General features: G+C 53.4%; 17 protein-coding genes and 1 tRNA gene. 12 read left to right on the top strand and 6 right to left on the bottom strand.

Annotated features, from left to right (window positions below; genetic code table 11):
* Window positions 1–79: 79 nt before the first annotated feature.
* Window positions 80–430: a hypothetical protein gene (locus WC562_02045; GenBank protein ID MFA5054941.1), complete on the bottom strand. Its 351-nt coding sequence runs from the start codon at window positions 428–430 to the stop codon at window positions 80–82.
* A gap of 265 nt (window positions 431–695) precedes the next feature.
* Here WC562_02045 and WC562_02040 point away from each other — a divergent pair, with 265 nt between their 5' ends.
* Window positions 696–1,397, top strand: coding sequence for a response regulator transcription factor (locus tag WC562_02040; GenBank protein MFA5054940.1), 702 nt, complete (start codon window positions 696–698; stop codon window positions 1,395–1,397).
* Window positions 1,398–1,402: 5 nt separating this feature from the next.
* Complete coding sequence (locus WC562_02035) at window positions 1,403–3,145, top strand: ATP-binding protein (protein ID MFA5054939.1); 1,743 nt, start codon at window positions 1,403–1,405, stop codon at window positions 3,143–3,145.
* 120 nt (window positions 3,146–3,265) lie between these two features.
* Here WC562_02035 and WC562_02030 read toward each other — a convergent pair whose 3' ends face one another.
* Both WC562_02030 and WC562_02025 read right to left on the bottom strand, forming a co-directional pair.
* Window positions 3,266–3,820: a transposase gene (locus tag WC562_02030; protein MFA5054938.1), complete on the bottom strand. Its 555-nt coding sequence runs from the start codon at window positions 3,818–3,820 to the stop codon at window positions 3,266–3,268.
* Window positions 3,821–4,126: 306 nt separating this feature from the next.
* Window positions 4,127–6,001: a hypothetical protein gene (locus WC562_02025; protein ID MFA5054937.1), complete on the bottom strand. Its 1,875-nt coding sequence runs from the start codon at window positions 5,999–6,001 to the stop codon at window positions 4,127–4,129.
* Between the two features lie 499 nt (window positions 6,002–6,500).
* Here WC562_02025 and WC562_02020 point away from each other — a divergent pair, with 499 nt between their 5' ends.
* The 9 genes from WC562_02020 to phoU all read left to right on the top strand — a co-directional run bounded on the left by WC562_02020 (window position 6,501) and on the right by phoU (window position 14,231).
* Window positions 6,501–7,448, top strand: a complete 948-nt coding sequence (locus WC562_02020; protein ID MFA5054936.1) for an ABC-three component system protein — start codon at window positions 6,501–6,503, stop codon at window positions 7,446–7,448.
* Window positions 7,441–7,689 carry an ABC-three component system middle component 8 gene (locus tag WC562_02015; protein ID MFA5054935.1) on the top strand — a complete coding sequence of 83 codons (249 nt, stop codon included), beginning with the start codon at window positions 7,441–7,443 and terminating at the stop codon, window positions 7,687–7,689. Before WC562_02020 ends, WC562_02015 begins: the two co-directional genes overlap by 8 nt.
* Complete coding sequence (locus tag WC562_02010; GenBank protein ID MFA5054934.1) at window positions 7,676–9,472, top strand: DUF2326 domain-containing protein; 1,797 nt, start codon at window positions 7,676–7,678, stop codon at window positions 9,470–9,472. The genes WC562_02015 and WC562_02010 overlap by 14 nt, the downstream gene beginning before the upstream one ends.
* Before the next feature lie 182 nt (window positions 9,473–9,654).
* Window positions 9,655–10,104 (top strand): arsenate reductase ArsC, encoded by a 450-nt coding sequence (locus tag WC562_02005; protein MFA5054933.1) that lies wholly within the window; start codon window positions 9,655–9,657, stop codon window positions 10,102–10,104.
* Window positions 10,105–10,164: 60 nt separating this feature from the next.
* Window positions 10,165–10,995, top strand: coding sequence for a phosphate ABC transporter substrate-binding protein (locus WC562_02000; protein ID MFA5054932.1), 831 nt, complete (start codon window positions 10,165–10,167; stop codon window positions 10,993–10,995).
* A gap of 87 nt (window positions 10,996–11,082) precedes the next feature.
* On the top strand, window positions 11,083–11,949 hold the full coding sequence (gene pstC / locus WC562_01995) for a phosphate ABC transporter permease subunit PstC (protein ID MFA5054931.1): 867 nt from the start codon (window positions 11,083–11,085) through the stop codon (window positions 11,947–11,949).
* On the top strand, window positions 11,939–12,799 hold the full coding sequence (gene pstA, locus WC562_01990; GenBank protein MFA5054930.1) for a phosphate ABC transporter permease PstA: 861 nt from the start codon (window positions 11,939–11,941) through the stop codon (window positions 12,797–12,799). The genes pstC and pstA overlap by 11 nt, the downstream gene beginning before the upstream one ends.
* Window positions 12,796–13,551 carry a phosphate ABC transporter ATP-binding protein PstB gene (gene pstB / locus WC562_01985; protein ID MFA5054929.1) on the top strand — a complete coding sequence of 252 codons (756 nt, stop codon included), beginning with the start codon at window positions 12,796–12,798 and terminating at the stop codon, window positions 13,549–13,551. Before pstA ends, pstB begins: the two co-directional genes overlap by 4 nt.
* A 17-nt stretch (window positions 13,552–13,568) precedes the next feature.
* Entirely contained in the window at window positions 13,569–14,231 is a 663-nt protein-coding gene (gene phoU, locus WC562_01980) for a phosphate signaling complex protein PhoU (GenBank protein ID MFA5054928.1), read from the top strand.
* Window positions 14,232–14,377: 146 nt separating this feature from the next.
* Here phoU and dnaN read toward each other — a convergent pair whose 3' ends face one another.
* Both dnaN and leuS read right to left on the bottom strand, forming a co-directional pair.
* On the bottom strand, window positions 14,378–15,511 hold the full coding sequence (gene dnaN / locus WC562_01975) for a DNA polymerase III subunit beta (protein ID MFA5054927.1): 1,134 nt from the start codon (window positions 15,509–15,511) through the stop codon (window positions 14,378–14,380).
* An 87-nt stretch (window positions 15,512–15,598) separates the two neighbouring features.
* Entirely contained in the window at window positions 15,599–18,049 is a 2,451-nt protein-coding gene (gene leuS, locus WC562_01970) for a leucine--tRNA ligase (protein ID MFA5054926.1), read from the bottom strand.
* A gap of 262 nt (window positions 18,050–18,311) precedes the next feature.
* Between leuS and WC562_01965 the strand changes: the two genes are divergently transcribed.
* A tRNA-Ile gene (locus tag WC562_01965) sits at window positions 18,312–18,386 on the top strand.
* A gap of 24 nt (window positions 18,387–18,410) precedes the next feature.
* On the opposite strand, the gene WC562_01960 is transcribed toward WC562_01965, so the two are convergent.
* Window positions 18,411–18,929 carry a HEAT repeat domain-containing protein gene (locus WC562_01960; GenBank protein ID MFA5054925.1) on the bottom strand — a complete coding sequence of 173 codons (519 nt, stop codon included), beginning with the start codon at window positions 18,927–18,929 and terminating at the stop codon, window positions 18,411–18,413.
* Between the last annotated feature and the right edge of the window lie 168 nt (window positions 18,930–19,097).

Here is a 19,097-nt window from a genome sequence, read left to right as displayed (position 1 = left end):
TTTATCTTGTCAATGGCGGGGCGGAATCACTGCGGGTGTTTTTGCCGCGTGAATGCGCGCGGTGCCTATCATTAATCGACTATATTACATCACCGACGGACGGGTACGACTGGGAGGCCTCGATAAAGGCGCGCTCCTCCTTGATCCGCGGGGAAAGCAGGTAGCTTATCGCGTATCCTATAAGCACTATCGGTATCCCGATTAACGCGAGCAGGAAACCGACTATTGGCACCGATTTATATATTACGCTCATAGCTGCAATGAAGACGCCGAATGGGAACCAGACTACCATTACGAGAAGCTGATAAACAACTTTGATCAGGGGCGCATTTATGAGGATGTATGTCGGCGCGGTCGTCAGCCACTTCAGCGGGGTTATCAGCACCGTGACGACGGTCAGCAGGAACCGTGTGATCTTGTTGATTATCATAATTAGAACTCCCTTGTTTAATATAACACATCAGACCTTTCCTGACACCGCTGTTTCATATCGGATAGCTTATGCGGAGAGATCGGTTGCTCCGGCAAGAGGAGACTTCAATCAAGTGCATAATCGGAAGCCGCTCGCCATCGGACATTACGAGGTAAGGCGCATTTTGCCGCTATCCATAAAGGGTTGATCCGGTAAGTTCCCCGGCAAGACATCGCCATAGGTTTATTTCTTGCTCTGTGCTATATTATGCATGGTGACAGCCATGAGCCATAAAGTTCTGGTAGTTGAAGACGACGACACGCTGCTCGGCGTGATCAAATACAACCTGGACAAAGAGGGTTACAGCGTCTTCACCGCCGCAGACGGCGCGAAAGCCGTCGAGGCCGCGAGACAAGCTCGTCCCGACCTGGTTATCCTCGATATAATGCTCCCTGAACTCAACGGGCTCGAGGTCTGCCGCATCCTGCGCACCGAGACCGCCGTGCCCATAATCATGCTCACCGCCAGGAGCGAAGAGGTCGACAAGGTGGTCGGGCTGGAGATAGGCGCCGACGACTACATGACCAAGCCTTTCAGCATGAAGGAGCTCATGGCCCGGGTCAAGGCCATGCTGCGGCGGGCGGAGATGGCGCGGCAGCAGGGAGACTCGACAACAGCCCGCCAATCGATAATAAGGGCCGTGGAGATGGAGATAGATATCGAACGCCACACGGTTTCCCGCCGCGGCTCCGCAATCGAGCTGACGCCCAAGGAGTTCGACCTGCTGGCCTTCATGATGAGAAATAAGAATCGAGTGATGAGCCGCGACTACCTGCTGGAGAAGGTCTGGGGATACGATTTCTCCGGCGACACGCGCACCGTGGACGTGCACATGCGCTGGCTCAGGCAAAAGATCGAGGACGACGCCGCGCAGCCGAAACACCTGGTAACGGTGAGGGGCGTCGGGTACAAGTTCGAGGAGTAGGAACGTTGCACAGCATCAGGTGGCGCACCGTCATCAGCTTCACACTTCTGATCCTGGTATGCATCGTAGGCATCAGCAGCTATTTCTACTTTTTCTTCAAGGACAGCTACATAGAGGGCCTCAGCGCCCAGATGACGGAACAGGCGACCGTCTTCGCTTACGCCGCCGAGCCGTATTTCGATGACGAGGACACAACGGAGATCGACGCGCTGGTGAAGTCCCTCAGCGACGGGATCGATTCCAGGACAACCGTTATCGATATCGGCGGCGCCGTCCTCGGCGACTCCATAGAGGAACCGTCCGCGATGGAGAACCACTCCGACAGGCCGGAGGTGGCCGGGGCATTGAACGGCACGGCTTCGTCCAGCATACGTTACAGCGCGACCCTGGGATACGACATGTTATACACGGCGGTGCCGATAGAATCGGACGGCGAGATCGTCGGCTGTTCCCGTGTGTCCATCCCGCTGACGACGATCGACGGGCACATGCACCACGTGCTGATAACCATAGTCTGGGTATCGATACTGGCCGCGCTGGCCGCCTTCGTGCTGGCGCTGCAATTGTCGAAACTGACCATCAACCCGGTGCGAAGGATGACGCGCATGGCGCGCGGGATAGCCGAGGGCGACCTGAACCAGGAGATAAAGACGGCGTCGCGCGGCGAGGTCGGCGAGCTGGCCACGGCCTTCAACCTGATGGCGGCCAAGATCAAAGAGGTGATATGGCTGCTGGGCATGGACCGCGACCGCATGTCGGCCATACTATCGCAGATGAGCGACGGCATCATCCTCATCGACGCCGGGAGCAAGATATCGCTCATCAACAACGCGGCGACGAACATCCTTCACATAACGCAGGGGGAATCGGTCGGACAAACCTTCGTCGAGGCCGTGCGCGACTACGAGCTTGACGATATAGTGCAGCGCAGCCTGCAAAGCGGGACACAGCTCACAAAGCTGGTGGAGACCAGCCGGCCCAGGAAAACGATAATGGCCATAGCCACGCCGCTGGAAAATCCGCCCAGCTGCCTCCTCCTGCTCCAGGACCTGACGGAGATAAAACGCCTGGAGACCGTGCGCCGGGACTTTGTATCCAACATATCGCACGAGCTGCGCATACCCATAGCCTCCATCAAGGCCCTGGCCGAGACGCTGCACGCGGGCGCCTTTGACGACAAGACAGTCGCGCAGGACTTCCTGTCCAAGATAAACGAGGAGGCGGATGACCTGACACAACTGGTGCAGGAGCTGGGCGAGCTCTCGCGCCTGGAGAGCGGCGACGCGCCCCTTAACAAAATCCCTGTCGATATAGCTGAACTGATAGGATCGACCGCCACGCGGCTGAAGGCCCAGGCCGATAGAGCCGGACTGCGAATCAATATCGACATCAACTCGACACTGCCGGCGATCAACGCCGACCGCGGCCGCGTCGAGCAGGTGCTGGTGAACCTGCTGCACAATGCGATAAAGTTCACCCCGCCCGGCGGCGCCGTCACCGTCTCCGCCTCGCCGGACGACGGCGGCGTCCGCGTCTCGGTGGCCGATACCGGCGTGGGCATCCCCGCCGACGACCTGCCGCGCATCTTCGAGCGCTTCTACAAGGCGGACAAGGCCCGGAGCGGCGGCGGCACGGGGCTGGGGCTTGCTATATCGAAGCACATCATAGAGGCGCACGGCGGCAGGATATGGGCCGAGAGCGTAGAGGGCAGGGGAGCGACATTCAGTTTCACGCTGCCGTGTAAGTAAAGCGATGTATGTAATGCAAGCTGTGATTATTGGTTGAAAAAGACAAGCGTTAGTTACCTTTGGTATCCCAAGTTGCCTCGATGCGAATGAGTTAGTTGCAGCACACTCCAATCGGCGGAGTTACTGTTTTCGGTGGGAAGGATTTTCCTCGTCCTGATCCCAACAGGACGGGTTGGACAGAATATAGCTGCGAATATCGTCGAGGGATTTTTCGTTCCGCACAACGTGTTCGTAGTAGTTGCGTTGCCAGACAGGCGTGCCAGGACTCTTGCGCTGATGGTTGATTTTGCGAGTGGAAATCGATTTGTAATTTTGGACGATTGCCCCTAGGGAGCCGGGTTGGGTGCCGTGTGGTGGTTGCGGGGGTAGGGGCGAAGCATTTGGCACTCCAAATGCTTCGCCCCTACATCGGATCACGAGAACGCCGTGCAAATGGTTGGGCATGACAATGTATTCATCCAATTCCACCTGCGGAAAATGATCCGGGATTTCCAACCAGCAACGGGTAGCGATTTCCCCATGTTCGTTCAGCACCATGATCCCATCCGCGATTTGCCCGAACAGGCATTCCCGGTTCCGCGTGCAGATGGTGACAAAACACGCGCCCTCCGCGGAGTAATCATATCCCTTCAGGCGGATGGAACGGCGATGGTGTTTATCCGGGTCGTATTTCATACTTCGCTCCTATGGCGGATTACGATCCCATGCGCGTGGTTGGGCACGAAAATTCCCATCACAGCTCCCCCTTGAACGCCCTGTCCAGAATGGAAGGCAGCAGCGCATCCAGCTCAACGGCGGCAGGATATGGGCCGGGAGCGTAGAGGGCAGGGGAGCGACCTTTACTTTCACGCTGCCGTATAAATAAAACGATATAAGTAATACAATCTGCGATTATTCGTTGAGTAAGATAAGTGATTGTTCAATTCCTCTTGGGTGCCCCCAAGTGTGGGAGGTTCGAACGTTCAAATATCCCCACGAGAATTACCCATTTATCTCAAAGTGGACAGGAATTGGTTTTGAGTTCTTGCGGCTATGGTTCTCAACTAACTCAATCAGACACAGAGCTGCCATTCTTCCTAGTTCTTCCGTTTGCTGCCGAGCTCCGTAACATTCAACTATGTTTTTAAGGCCGCTCTCGTCAGTACTGTCAAATTGGGTTATCGCCCATCGATGAGGCCACTCGCCACGTACCTTTTCTACAAGTTCATGAAGATACTTTGCTAAGGGTGCAGTTGTAGCAAAAAAAACCACTCGCTCTGTCTTTTTTAGGCCAGTCACATAGTTCTCTAAATAAGGGTTTGAAGACCAGGTCGGGAACATATTCGGTTTAGTGGGTGTCGGAAGCCCTAAATCAAATACATGGCTGCGATTCTCAAGGTTTAGCAATGTGGCGGCGGCACGAGCACCGATTGTACGATCTCGATTCATTGGAAGCTGCTCATTACTGAATGTGACAATTATTAATGAATCTATCTTACCCTTATTAGCAGCACGTACGATAATGTCTCGAGACCCTTCGAAATCTTCTGAACGGATTATTGGATATGAGTGACCTGTTTGTCGATCTAATTCGACATAAGGGAAATCTCCTATGAGCACTTCGAGACGCAACTTTGTCCAAATTGTCTTAGCAGGAGGGACACAAGCAATTCCTTTGACTCCTGAATGCCTAAACTTTTCCACCATCATCGCCCAATGAATCTCGTTTTCTGCCGTGTGTGCTACTACGACATTGTACTGTTTCCGAGAACACTCACCCTCAAAACCACGACGAACGGGTATTTCCCAGTGGGGCCACTCTCCTGCTATTATCAATCCCAATGGTGAGGTGCTTGTTTTGATTTCCTCTTTGTAACATGCATCAATATTGCCAAAATCTTCTGGTACTTCGTAACCTTGCGGTAGAATTAAGGCAGCCCGAGCCGACAATTTTGCTAATTCTCTGACGGCTGAGCGAGCAATGTAAACCGGGTTACTAAGTTTAGGTTTAATAGTTGACAGAAGCCCGCTCTTTTCAGGCTTTAAAGTAATATCGTTGGATTGATAAGTAAGGCTTTGTTTAACCTCATTTGGATGTGGATACTGCTCCGGTAGATATTTTAAGAATTCTTCTACAAAAGAGGCTACAGTATCGCATGCATATTCCTTCCAAACTTTCCTCTGCCTCCATCCTAAGCCTTCCCCACATTTATCTGAAATACTCCGTATCATTAACAACCGCCCGCGGCTCACATACGCAGCAGCTCCAGCACCTGCACCTTCCATTTCAACGGCATCTATTTCTATGTCTTGCCTGGTAGCAGCGGCTTTAATCTCTCGAAAAATGGGGTCTTCTATATCATCAATGACTAAGTCAGAAGATGCAATCCAAACATCCTCTGCTTTAGGGAATATAGTGCTATTTCCATCAGGTCTGGATACTCTTATATTTTTTACCCAAGTCTGATTTGGCTCTTTAATAAATAATAATGCATGCTTAATTAAATATGCATCTGGCTTCCAATCACATTCAAACTGATGAACGAATTTCTTATCTTCGGTTTTTCCATATAAAGCGAATACATAGGAGACAACTGCTATGTCTCCCCTGTCTAGATGTCCGAGGCTTCCAGCTATCCCGACGAGTAGAACAAATTTTGGTTCGTATTTCAATAAAACCCAGGTTAAGACCGCAGAAGTATACCCTTCACCTTTACCGGAGTTTATACAAACAACATTAAATTTGCCAATTTTCCCGTATTTTGAAGGCATAGTTTGATCTAGCGACAAAGAACTGTCAGATGGTTCTATTCTCGATACCATCGCCATATACTCTTCCGGTATTGGCAGAAGAATCGCAAAATCGACATTACTCATGCGAATTGTTCCTAATAATCGTACTGTTTACATAGTTACTATTATGAGCGTTTTATTGTTAGATGCTAGTTTTTTCAGCATAATAGGTTGTGTGAATATCCCTGATTATAGTGCTTCATCCAACCCGCTTCAATACTAATAGGGTTCTTAATGTTTATACTTAACTTATATTGTGCGAAACGGAATTTATACTGGAGTCGTGTTGTTCGGAATACTAATTGATTGAACGAAACAAGCTTTTGTTTAATTCTACTTGGGAATCCCCAAAGTGACGGGAGTTCAAACGTTTAAGACTTGATTCATCTTGCGCAGCAGGTGGGCTGCGAGAACAATCCCCACACGAGCCGTTCGCAAACCTCCACTACTTTCTAGGCCATCATGTTTGACTCCAACATTTGTTCTGCATATAATACTGTAACATACAGAATCAGAGAGACGAGCTCTTATAGCTTGGTAGCCGTTCCTTTGAGAAAAACTGTTATGTGGCAGCGAGGTCTCATTGAGATACGCGTATGAAGATTTAAGCTATGAACAGTTCGAGACTCTAGTTTTGCTTCTCTGTCAGCGCTTGCTTGGGATTTCTGTCCAAGGCTTCGCAGTGGGACCTGATGGTGGACGAGATGGAAAGTTCGTCGGAACTGCAGAACTCCATCCCAGTAAAGCCGCACCGTGGGTCGGTATAACTATAATCCAAGCCAAACATACCAACGGTTATAACTGCACTTTCTCAGATCCAGACTTCTTTAACCCCAACAATACGAACACCGTGATAGGGAAAGAAATTCCTCGCATTAAAAAGCTTTGCCAACATAAGCAGTTAGACAATTACATATTGTTTTCAAATCGGCGTCTTGCAGGCAGTACAGAAAGTAGAATCCGTACGCACATAACAGAGGAATGCAGCATTCCAGAAGAATCAATATCCCTGTATGGAGTTGAGCAAATAGAACTCTTACTAAGAACCTTCTCCGACATACCACAGTTAGCCAACCTCGATCCGATAGATTCACCTTTGATCGTCAGTTCCGAAGATTTAGCTAGTGTTGTGCAAGCACTAGCGTCTAATAAAGATGGCATAACAATCGAAGATGATCCTCCCAGACCACGTATGCCTTATGAGAAGAAGAACAAGATTAACGATATGACTCCAACATATGCACAAGCTCAACGCACGCGGTACCTTAAAGAGACAGCACAAATTCACGCCTTCCTTGCTGCACCAGAGAATAGCGAGCTATTGCGAATATATGAAAACGTGGTCGATGAGTTCCAACTTAAAATCATCGCCAAACGTAAGGAATACCAACAGTTTGACGAAGTGATGAATTACTTGGCAGATATACTTTTTAAACGCGACCCAATTTTACGCCAAAATAAACGACTAACACGAACAATGCTTTTTTATATGTACTGGAACTGTGATATTGGTGAAGAAGACAATGCTTAGACCAACCAAACACTCGCACCCTGATCGCACAGTAATCAACATGTCACTATTATTGTTGGTTAAGCTAGAAAAACACCGTCTCGAAGACTATGACACTCTATTAAAGTACGCAAAGAAGGTAATAATAGGCGGCGACATATTATTCTTGCCAGCGCTAAACTTCCTTTACCTGTTAGGCATGATTGAATATAGGCCAAAAACAGATTCTATAGAATATGTGGGGCAAGATGAAGCTGTCTAAACTCTATTCAAACAAGCCAGACCAGTTCGAACCAATAGAATTCTTATCGGGGCTAAATGTTATATTAGCCGAAATCAGGCTTCCTGAGAACCATGACAAGGATACTCATAATCTCGGGAAAACCATACTTGGTAGGTTATTGGACTTTTGTTTTCTAGATGACCGTGATAACAAGTTCTTTCTGTTCAAGCACTTCGATTTGTTTAGAGAGTTCGTGTTCTTTCTAGAAATCCAACTGGCTGATGCATCATATCTAACAGTGCGCCGTAGCGTAGAAGAAGCTACTAAGATTAGCTTTAGAAAGCACGAGGCTAGCTACCAAGATTTTACCGAATTGCCAGACTCCGATTGGGATCACCTAGACATGCCATTTGATCGTGCCCGCAAAATGTTGGATAGCCTCCTTGATTGGCGTATCCTCAAACCTTGGCCATATCGCAAGGGATTAGGCTATCAGTTGCGTTCACAGGACGATTACCGAGATGTATTCCAACTTAATAAATTCGCTGCTAAACATTCAGACTGGAAACCTTTTCTAGCTCATATCCTAGGGTTTGATGACAAGTTGGTTAGTCTACATTACGAGAAGCAAGATCAGATCGAGAAGAAGCAATCGATGGCTCAGACTCTAAGGAATGAGTTAGGAGGTTCAGTAGAGGATATCAACAAAATTGAAGGCATTCTATCACTCAAACAAGAGGAGGCAGATAAGAAGCAAAAATTGCTTGATGCCTTTGATTTCCGAACTCAGGACAAGAAAAATACAAAACGTCTGGTAGAAGAAATTGATGAACGTATCGGCACACTCAATGCAGAACGCTACTCGCTGAATCATAATAAAAAGAAGATAATAGCTTCACTAGAAGGCGATCAGATACTGTTTAACCCAGACGAAGCGCAAAAGCTATTCAAAGAAGCCGGTATACATTTTCGAGGGCAAATTAAAAAAGATTTCCAACAGCTGATTGAATTTAACCGGGCTATTACGGAAGAGCGACGCGCCTACTTGCAAGAAGAGCTTGATAGCATCGATATTACACTGAAGCACATTAATACCGAACTCAATACTATAGGCAAACAGCGCTCAGAAACCTTAGCATTTTTAAGCGACACTGATATTTTTAGAAAATACAAGCAGGTTTCCGATGAAATGGTTAGACTGCGAGCTGACATTACGTCACTAGAGCGACAACGAAAGTCACTTCTCCGCCTACAGGAATTACGTTCAGATATTAGACGTCTGACTGAATATCAGGCTCAATTACAAGCACAGATAGAAGCCAATGTTCAGCAACAGAATGTCGATAAGAATAGCCTGTTCTCTATAATCCGATCATTTTTTAATGAGATTGTCGAAGAGGTAATTAATCGTAAAGCTCTTCTCAGCGTGTCACCGAACCAATCAGGACATCTAGAATTCAAAGCTGAGATTCTAGATGATTCAGGTAATGCTACGAGTGCTGACCTTGGTCATACATATCGCAAACTTCTCTGTATAGCCTTTGACCTAGCCGTGTTGCGCGTATATCTTAATGATAAATTTCCACACTTCGTCTATCACGATGGAGTGTTTGAATCTCTAGACGACCGTAAGAAGGAAAACTTGTTGGCGATTCTTCGCCGGTATGCCGAGCTCGATATGCAAGTAATCATTACTTTAATAGACTCCGATCTACCCAGACGAGAGAAGAAATATCTCCCAGTATTTGACCCCAGTGAGATTGTGCTCACACTGCATGACGAAAATGAACGCGGTCGTCTGTTCAAGATGAAAGCATGGTAATTCTCCTATCATTTTTAGAAGTATGTAGAACAGCATAACATTCTGCAGTGATATCTTTACCGAGATCAGGTCAGATGTGTTGTTAAACAATTCATCGTTCTGCACACTTTCCAGCCAAAACCTTAACACTCCCTTAACATCTCCTTAAACACCCCTTAAAGCTCGTCTGCTACGCTGTAACCATGAAGCGTAATGTTACAGCCGGGAAAACGGGAAAGGCCGTTAAAGTCCTCTTTGTCTGCACCCACAACTCCGGCCGGAGCCAGATGGCGGAAGCCTTCTTCAATAAATACGCGCCCCCGCATATTCGAGCCGCGTCCGCGGGAACGCAGCCTGCCGAGCGGTTGAATCAGACAGTGGTCAACGCCATGAAGGAGCGCGACATCGACATCGGCTCTCAGAAACCCAAGCTTCTGACCGTGGAGATGCTGGACTCCGCCGATGTTGTGATAACCATGGGCTGCATGGACGGCAACGCCTGCCCGGCGGCCCTCGTTCCCACGATAGACTGGGGGCTGGACGACCCGCAGGGGCAGCCTATCAGGATCGTCAGACAGATTCGCGATGAGATCGAGTCCCTGGTGAAACAGTTGATAGAAGAAAAGCTTAACGAAAGATTAACATCGTTTTAATGATGCCTTAATAACCGCATGTCAAACTGGAAATTAAAAACTCTTGAAGGAGGTTATGGAATGCGTAACTGGTTAGGAAAGATTAAGAGGGTCCGATGGGCGGCCGGTTCGGTCATGCTGGCGCTCATCGCGGTATCCATCGCGGCCACGGGCTGCGGCGGCGGGTCGAGCACCACTATAACAGAGGGCGGATCGACAACCGTTCAGCCGGTGGCGGAGATGCTGGCGGCGGCGTTCATGGCGGATAATCCCGACGTCAAGATCATCATCCAGGGCGGCGGCTCCAGCACCGGCGTATCCAAGACCGCGGACGGCACGTTCGATATCGGCGCGGCTTCAAGGGAGCTCAAGTCCAGCGAGCCCGCGCTGGTGACGCACCTGCTGGCGCGCGACGGCATCGCCATCATCACAAACACCGGCAACAGCGTCAGCGGGCTGACAAAGGACCAGGTCATGCAGATATACGCGGGGACCATCACCAACTGGAACGAGGTCGGCGGGCCCGACGAGGACATTATAGTCATCTCCAGGGAGGAAGGCTCCGGCACGCGCGACGCCTTCCAGGAGCTGGTCATGGGCGAGGAGCTGATAAAGTCCGGCGCCATACTGCAGCCGTCCAACGGCACCATAAAGACCGCAACATCAAGCACGCCTTACTCGATCGGCTACCTGTCCTTCGGCTACATCGACAGCGCGGTTAAAGCGCTGGCCGTGGACGGGGTGGCGGGCACCGTGGACAACGTCTTGAACGGCACATATCCCATCAGCAGGCCGCTGTACTTCCTCACTCTGGAGCAGCCGACCGGGGCTGTCGCGGACTTCATCGACTTCTGTCTCGGCGTAGAGGGGCAGGACATCGTCGAGGACGAAGGATATATCTCGGCTCAATAGCCCGATACGGGGGAAAGCGGAATAAAAAGTAGTTGCGGCTGGGGGGTTCGATAAGCCCTCCAGCCATCCATAGCTAGAGGCGTATAGATGTCGCGATATTTTATAGATAAGGCTTCAAAGAACCTGGTCTTCCTGTGCGCGTTCGCCTCTATCATCATATTCCTCACCATAATCGTCTTCATCTTCAAGGAGGGCCTGCCCGCGTTTGAGAGGGTCGGCTTTTTCAGCTTCCTCTTCGGCACGGAGTGGCGCCCGTCGCTCGGTCAATACGGCATCCTGCCCATGATCGTGGGCTCGCTCTACGTGACCTTCGGCGCATTGCTCATCGCCGTGCCGCTGGGCATAGGCTGCGCCGTGCTGCTGGCCGAGGTGGCCCCGTTCAAGGTGCGCACGATCCTGAGGCCCGCCGTAGAGCTGCTGGTGGGGATACCGTCCGTTATCTACGGCCTGGTGGGGCTGCTGCTGGTGGTGCCGCTGATAAGGGAGATAGGCGGAACGGGTTTCAGCATAGCGGCGGCCTCGATAGTGCTGGCGGCCATGATACTGCCGACGATAATCAGCATCAGCGAGGACGCCATCAGGGCCGTGCCGCGCGGCTACAAGGAGGGCTCGCTGGCCATAGGCGCAACGCACTGGCAGACGATATGGCACGTGCTGCTGCCGGCGGCGCGCTCCGGCATCGCGGCCGGGATCATACTGGGCATGGGCCGCGCCATAGGAGAGACCATGGCCATGATAATGGTCATCGGCAACTCGGTGCAGATGCCGGTCTCGCCTCTCGATTCGGCGCGCACGCTCACGGGCAACATCGCCGTCGAGGCCACGTACGCGCCGCCGGACCACATGAGCGCGCTGTTCGCCACCGGGGTGGTGCTGCTGTTCCTCATCATGTTCCTCAACAGCATAGCGCTGGTGGCGCTGAAGAGGGGAGGGCGGCTGCGCCATGCTCGCTAAGATAACCTCGGCCAAAAATACGCAGCGCGCGGCCATGGCATTCGTCTGGGCCTCGGGCGCGATAACCATCCTCTTCCTGCTGACGATCATCATATATATCTTCATCAAGGGCGTTCCCGGCTTGGGATGGGACTTCCTGACCACCCCGCCCGCGGGAGGGATAAACGCCGGGGGCGGCATCTCCACGATAATAGTGAGCACTATCTATCTCATCGCCCTCACCATGGGCATCCTGGTCGTGCCCGGCATCGGGGCCGGCATATATCTGGCGGAGTACGCGCCGGACAACCGCCTGACGCGCTTCATACGCTACGGCATCGACACGCTGGCAGGGATACCCTCGATCGTCTTCGGCATGTTCGGCCTGGCGCTGCTGGTGACCGCGTTGAACTTCAATTTTTCGATACTGTCGGGCGCGCTCACGCTGGTGTGCCTGCTGCTGCCGACGATGATACGCACCACAGAGGAAGCGATAAAGGCCGTGCCGCGCGGCCATCGCGAGGGCTCGCTGGCGCTGGGCGCGACGAAGTGGCAGACGATACGGCACGTGGTGCTGCCGACGGCCTTCCCCGGCGTGATAACGGGGATCATACTGTGCATCGGGCGCGCGCTGGGAGAGACCGCCTGCCTCTACCTCACGATAGGGAACTACACCGGCATGCCCACATCGCTCATGGATCCGGGGAGGCCGCTATCGCTGCACATCTACTACCTGATAATGGACTCCAATGCCCCGCAGAAGGCCATGGCCACGGCCGTGGTGCTGATAGTAACGATCTTCGTTATCAACGCCGTGACCAACTGGCTGTCATACCGCTTCCAGGCGAAGATGAAAGGAAAACCGTCATGAACACAAAGATGCAGATCAAAAAGCTCGATTTCTACTACGGTAAGCTGCATGCCCTTAAGAACATCAACATCGACGTAATGGAGAACCGCATCACGGCCCTCATCGGGCCGTCGGGATGCGGCAAGTCGACCTTCCTGCGCACGCTGAACCGCATGAACGATATAATCCCCGGCGCGCGTATCGACGGCGAGGTCGTGCTCGACGGCAGGAACATCTACGATAAATGCGTCGACGTCGTAGACCTGCGCAAGCGCGTGGGCATGGTCTTCCAGCAGCCGAACCCGTTCGCCAAGTCGATATACGAGAACGTGGCCTTCGGGCCCAGGATGCTGGGTATGAAACGCTTCGTCAACATGGACGAGGTGGTGGAGAAGAGCCTGCGCGCGGCGGCGCTGTGGGGCGAGGTCTGCGACGACCTCAAGAAGTCCGCGCTGACGCTCTCCGGGGGACAGCAGCAGCGGCTGTGCATCGCCCGCGTGCTGGCGGTGGAGCCGGAGGTCATCCTCATGGACGAGCCCTGCTCGGCGCTCGACCCCATCGCCACGCTGAAGATCGAGGAGCTGATGCAGGAATTGAAAAAGAGCTATACAATAGTCATCGTAACGCACAACATGCAGCAGGCGGCGCGCGTCTCGGACTTCACCGGCTTCTTCCTGATGGGGGAGATGCTGGAATACGGAGACACGACGGACATGTTCAGCCGGCCGAAGAATCAAAAGACCGAGGATTATATCACCGGCAGGTTCGGATAAAACAGGGAGGAACGGCTATGAGAGAGATTTATCAGAAAAAGCTGCACGAGATACAGGACGATATCCTCTTCATGGGCAGCATGGTGGAGAAGGCCATCCTGCGCTCCATGGAATCGCTCAAGAACCGCAACTTGGAGCTGGCTCAGCAGGTGATAGACGACGACCAGAGGATCAACGCGAAGAGGTTCGAGATCGAGGAGAAGTGCGTAGAGCTCATCGCAACGCAGCAGCCCATGGCCGGCGACCTGCGCATCATCATCTCCGTGTTGAACGTCATCTCCGAGCTCGAGCGCATCGGCGACCACGCCGAGGGCATCGCCAAGATCACATTGCTCATCGGCAACGAGCCTCCGCTTAAGCCGCTCATCGACCTGCCGCGCATGGCGGAGAAGACCGCCGACATGCTGCACCGCAGCATGGACGCCTTTATCCATCACGACGTCGATGCGGCGCGGAAGATCGCCGGCGAGGACGACGAGATCGATAACATCTACGACCAGGTGTTCCGCGAACTGCTCACGTTTATGGCGGAGGACCCGCACACCATCACGCGGGCCACGCGGTTAATATGGGTGGCGCACAATCTTGAACGCAGCGCCGACAGGGTCACCAACATCTGCGAGCGCATCGTGTTCGTGGTCACCGGCAAGATGGAGGAGATCGGCGCGTCGAAGTATTAGAGTCGAAATTACCGGTCGGTCTCCACGATGCATTTACGATGGTACGCCCGGTGGGATTCGAATAGAAAAGGGGAGTTTTTGCACTCCCCTTTATTTTTATCGCCGCGCATCCATCGCTAAATGAACTCATTTAGCCGCGATATTCACTACCATTGCACGAACATGGGCATTACGACATGGATATAGTTTTCGTCTCCTACCGGCTTGAGCACGCCCGGGCTTGACGGCCCGGTTACTTCCAGCAATACGCGCTCGGTATGCAGCACGTTCAGAGCGTCTGACAGGTACTTGCTGTTGAAGGCGATCTTGGCTTCCTCTCCCGTGACCACCGCGTCCACATCGCCGGTGTCCTCGCCAACTTCCTCGGCGCGCGCCGAGAGCATCACCTGCCCCAGGGCGTTCTTCTGGCCCGGGGTTATCTGGAGGCGCACTATGGCGCTGCCCTCGCGGGCGAATATCGAGGCGGTCTTGGTGGCCTTGGCGAACTCCGCCAGGCTCATCTCGGCGCCGGTGGTGCAGCTCTGCGGTATAAGCTGTTTGTAGTTGGGGAAACTGCCCTGGATGAGCTGGGACACGACCTCGGCTTCCTTCAGTCGGAACATTATCTGGCTCTTGTTGGCGTTGACCACTATATTTATCGGATCCTTCTCATCGGTGAGCAGGCGCTGCAGCTCGTTCAGCGTGCGCGCCGGTATGATGATCTCAGCCCTTTCTTTGACCTTTCCGCCGAGTTGCGCCTTGTGCACGGCAAGGCGGAAACCGTCGGCGGCGGCCATGGTCAGCGTGTCGCCGTGGAATTCGCAGTAGACGCCGGTGAGCACAGGGCGCGTCTCCTCGGTCGCGGCGGCGAACACAACCTGGGCGATAGCCGCTCGCAGGGCGTCCGGGTCGATCGAAGTCGTCGCGCCGTCGCCGATGGCCGGGATGGGAGGGAACTCGTCCGCCGCCATGCCGTTAATGCGTCCGGTAAACCGGGCGCACTTCATCTCGAGGGTCTTCGTCTTGGCCGAAAGGGACATGTCGATTTTATCGTTGGGCAGAGAATTGACGAAGTCCGTGAACAATCTGGCCGGAACAGTTATCTCTCCCTGCTCGGAGACCTTGGCGCCGATCCAGTAGGTGATGGCTATTTCCAGATTGGTGGCCGCGAGCTTGATGCGCGATTTATCCGCGCTGATGAGAACGTTCTGGGTTATCGGCAGCGTGCTGCGCGTGGCAACCGCCCGGCCCACAATGCTGAGTCCTTTACTGAGATTCTCCTGGAGACACGACAGCTTCATAACAATCCTCCTGATCGGGGTTGGTGTAGTATTAAAGTGACCGTAGTATACAATAATTCTCCATCAGGCTCAAGTGCCGTCGGAGATTCACTTTACGACGATGTTTATCAACTTTCCCGGCACGTAAATAACCTTCGCGGGCGCAGCGCCTTTGAGATGCTCTTTCACTTTATCGCGATTCAACACCAGTTCCCTGGCCTCATCCCCGGTGATGTTCACCGGCGCGTCAACCTTGTCGCGCAGCTTTCCGTTGACCTGTATAACCAGCGTGAAATTCTCATCGGCCGCCAGCTTCTCATCCCATTTTGGAAAGTGCTGATTGTGTACGCTGTAGGGGTTGCCGGTGCGCTGCCACAGCTCCTCGGCGAGGTGCGGGGTGGTCGGCGCCAGCATCAGCATCAGTGCCCGCTTCGCCTCGTCGTATGCCTCGCGTGAAACCGCTTTATCGTCACGGGCCTTGCCCAGGTAGTTGGTGAACTCCATGAGGGCCGCCAGCATGGTATTGAAATGGAACCGTTCCAGGTCGTCGTGCACGCGCCTGATGGTCTGGTGCGTCACGCGGAGCAGGTCTTTATTTTTCCCTTCATCTATCGACGCCGGATCGTACTTGTCGAGAACGACCGACCATATCCGGTTGAACCAGCGGTGCATGCCCTTGATGCCGTGGTCGTCCCAGTCGCCGCCCTGATCCCAGGGTCCGATGAACATCAGGTACGTTCGTACGGTGTCCGCGCCCAGCGTCGATACGTAGTCGTCCGGCGCGATGACGTTGCCTCGGGACTTGCTCATCTTCTGCCCGCCGCTCGTGACGATTCCCTGGTTGAACAGGCGCGTGAACGGCTCGTCGAACTCGACCGCTCCGATGTCGCGAGAGGCCTTGACGAAGAAGCGCGCGTAGAGCAGGTGCATCACGGCGTGCTCGGCGCCTCCGGTGTACTGGTCGACGGGCAGCCAGTATCGCATCTTCTCCTTATCGGCGGGCCCGCTGTCGAATCCGGGGCTGGTGTAGCGCATGAAATACCACGACGAGCACATGAATGTGTCCATGGTGTCGGTTTCGCGCTGGGCGGGGGCCTTGCACTTAGGACACGTGGTCTCGACGAAGGATTTGCATAGTTTCAGCGGCGATTCGCCGGTGGGCTTGAACTCGGCGTCCTCCGGCAGCAGCACGGGCAGGTCGCTCTCGGGCACGGGAACCACGCCGCACTTCTTGCAGTAGATCATTGGTATCGGCGCGCCCCAGTAGCGCTGGCGCGAGATGAGCCAATCCCGTAGTCGATAAGTTATTTTCCTTCTTCCGAAGTCGTTCTTCTCGATATGGTCGGCTATAGCTTCGAGGCCCTTATCGCTGGGCAAGCCGTCGAATTGCGCCGAATTGACCATCGTTCCGCTCTCGGTGTAAGCCTGCGTGAACTCTCCCTTATCCCAATCAGGCGGCGCGATGGCGGTCTTTATCGGCAGGCCGAACTTTTTGGCGAACTCGAAGTCGCGCTGGTCGTGGGCCGGCACCGCCATCACGGCCCCGGTGCCGTAGCTGGTCAGCACGTAGTCCGCTATCCATATCGGCACGCGCTCGCCGTTGAGCTTATTCGTGGCGTATGAGCCTATGAATACGCCGGTCTTCTCTCGTTCGGTGGAGGCGCGCTCTATCTCGGTCGCCCTTCGCGTCTGCTCTATGTATCGCTCGACGTCCTTGCTGCGGTCGGGAGTCGTTAACCTCTCCACTAACGGGTTCTCGGGCGCTAATACGACGAACGTCACTCCATACACCGTGTCGGCTCGCGTGGTGAACACGTTCAAATCGCCGCCGCCGTCCAGCCCGAACGATATCTCCACGCCCCTGCTTTTGCCTATCCAATTGGTTTGCATTATCTTGATGCGCTCGGGCCATTGTATCCTGCTAAAGTCGAGCAGTTCGTCGGCGTACTTGGTGATGCGGAAGAACCACTGCTCCAGGTCCCTGTGCGTCACGGGCGCGTCGCAGCGCTCGCAGATACCTTCTCCTACAACTTGTTCGTTGGCCAGGACGGTCTGACACTTGGGGCACCAGTTCACAGGGGCCTTGGCGCGGTAGGCCAGCCCGGCCTCGTAGAATTTCAGGAAGAACCACTGCGTCCACTTGTAATATTCCGGCAGGCAGGTGATGACCTCGCGCCGCCAGTCGTAGGTTGACCCCATGCGCTTGAGCTGCCCGCGCATGCGCTCGACGTTGTCCATGGTCCACTTGTACGGGTGTATGCCGCGCTTTATGGCCGCATTTTCCGCCGGCAGCCCGAAGGCATCGAAGCCGATGGGGTGCATAACGTTGTAGCCCTTCATGCGCATGAAGCGCGCGTGCACGTCGGACGGCGCCATGGCGTACCAGTGGCCGACGTGCAGGTCGCCCGAGGTGTAGGGGAACATGGTGAGGGCGTACCATTTGGGGCGGGGGTCGCTTTCATTCACTTCATAGAGATGGTCTTCATACCATCTCTTCTGCCACTTGGTCTCTATCTCCTGCGGGTTGTAACCGGAAGAAGCTTCTGTCTTTTCGTCCATAATATTTTCATCATTCGTTCGATTAAATACTCGTCATTGATTATATGCCAACGCGTAGAAAAAACAAAGGGTGTCGATGGTTTCGTCTCCTGTAGGGGCGTCCTTCCGCGGAAGGACCGGGGTGTTAGGGGTGTCCCGTAGGGGCAGACCTACGTGTCTGCCCACAGCGGGCGAACACATAGGTTCGCCCCTACGTCGGGTGGCGCACATAACATCAGCTTGACTTAAGGCCTGTTGTTTTGTAGACTAGACGTTGCCTCGTGGGCCTGTAGCTCAGTGGTAGAGCGGTCGGCTCATAACCGATTGGTCGTAGGTTCGATACCTACCGGGCCCACCAGTTTTTTCCTCTGGGATGAGTCGCTTATTGCCCCAGTATCTTCCTCAGTTCGGCTAGAGCGCTCTCTGCCACGCGCGGCACCGCCAGCTTGCCCTCGGGTTTTTCTATTTCCTCCAATACAGGGCCAAAGACGGTCTTGAGGTCTTCACGCATCAGGTCGTGTATCACATGGTGCGCGCCTTCCCTGAGCCAGAGGGAGTCGCCCTTTTTGGTTAGTGCGGCCAGTAACGGAATGAGGGATTTGCGACCGATGGCTATGAGGCCTTCCGCCGCAATCCACCGCACGTCGAACATCTTATCCTCAAGGGCTTCGATGAGGGCCTGCGATGCAGCCGGGTCTCCTATTTTGCTGAGGGCCTTGGCCGCTTCCCATCGCACCCACTGGCTTTCGCTTTTCAGCGCCTCTATCAGATGGGGCACCGCTTTGTCTTTCATCGACACAAGATAATTGCGCGCATCGACACGGACGAAGCTGCTCTTACTGGCCAGCTCTGATATGGCGAACTCGATAGTGGCATGTTTTGGCTTTCCTTCCTGTGTCATGGCAATGCACCTCCTTTAATATTTGGCATTGGGTACTATCTATGTGGAACGCAGATTATATCCCGTTTCAGAGAATAAATCAAGCTCATATCAGTCAGCGGGGTTGATTTGATGGAACCGGTTTCCGGCAAGGTCAAAATAAGTAGCTTAAAACCTTTATGTTTCCGG

This window comes from Dehalococcoidia bacterium (assembly GCA_041649635.1).
Taxonomy (GTDB): Bacteria; Chloroflexota; Dehalococcoidia; order E44-bin15; family E44-bin15; genus JAYEHL01.
The sequence above is the reverse complement of the archived record's forward strand: the minus strand, read 5'-3'. Positions and strand labels throughout refer to the sequence as shown.

Coding starts and splice junctions, on each gene's coding strand:
- WC562_02045 (MFA5054941.1), bottom strand. CDS start 430: ATGATAATCAACAAGATCACACGGTTCCTGCTGACCGTCGTCACGGTG.
- WC562_02040 (MFA5054940.1), top strand. CDS start 696: ATGAGCCATAAAGTTCTGGTAGTTGAAGACGACGACACGCTGCTCGGC.
- WC562_02030 (MFA5054938.1), bottom strand. CDS start 3,820: ATGAAATACGACCCGGATAAACACCATCGCCGTTCCATCCGCCTGAAG.
- WC562_02025 (MFA5054937.1), bottom strand. CDS start 6,001: ATGAGTAATGTCGATTTTGCGATTCTTCTGCCAATACCGGAAGAGTAT.
- WC562_02015 (MFA5054935.1), top strand. CDS start 7,441: ATGCTTAGACCAACCAAACACTCGCACCCTGATCGCACAGTAATCAAC.
- WC562_02010 (MFA5054934.1), top strand. CDS start 7,676: ATGAAGCTGTCTAAACTCTATTCAAACAAGCCAGACCAGTTCGAACCA.
- WC562_02005 (MFA5054933.1), top strand. CDS start 9,655: ATGAAGCGTAATGTTACAGCCGGGAAAACGGGAAAGGCCGTTAAAGTC.
- WC562_02000 (MFA5054932.1), top strand. CDS start 10,165: ATGCGTAACTGGTTAGGAAAGATTAAGAGGGTCCGATGGGCGGCCGGT.
- pstC (MFA5054931.1), top strand. CDS start 11,083: ATGTCGCGATATTTTATAGATAAGGCTTCAAAGAACCTGGTCTTCCTG.
- pstA (MFA5054930.1), top strand. CDS start 11,939: ATGCTCGCTAAGATAACCTCGGCCAAAAATACGCAGCGCGCGGCCATG.
- pstB (MFA5054929.1), top strand. CDS start 12,796: ATGAACACAAAGATGCAGATCAAAAAGCTCGATTTCTACTACGGTAAG.
- phoU (MFA5054928.1), top strand. CDS start 13,569: ATGAGAGAGATTTATCAGAAAAAGCTGCACGAGATACAGGACGATATC.
- dnaN (MFA5054927.1), bottom strand. CDS start 15,511: ATGAAGCTGTCGTGTCTCCAGGAGAATCTCAGTAAAGGACTCAGCATT.
- leuS (MFA5054926.1), bottom strand. CDS start 18,049: ATGGACGAAAAGACAGAAGCTTCTTCCGGTTACAACCCGCAGGAGATA.
- WC562_01960 (MFA5054925.1), bottom strand. CDS start 18,929: ATGACACAGGAAGGAAAGCCAAAACATGCCACTATCGAGTTCGCCATA.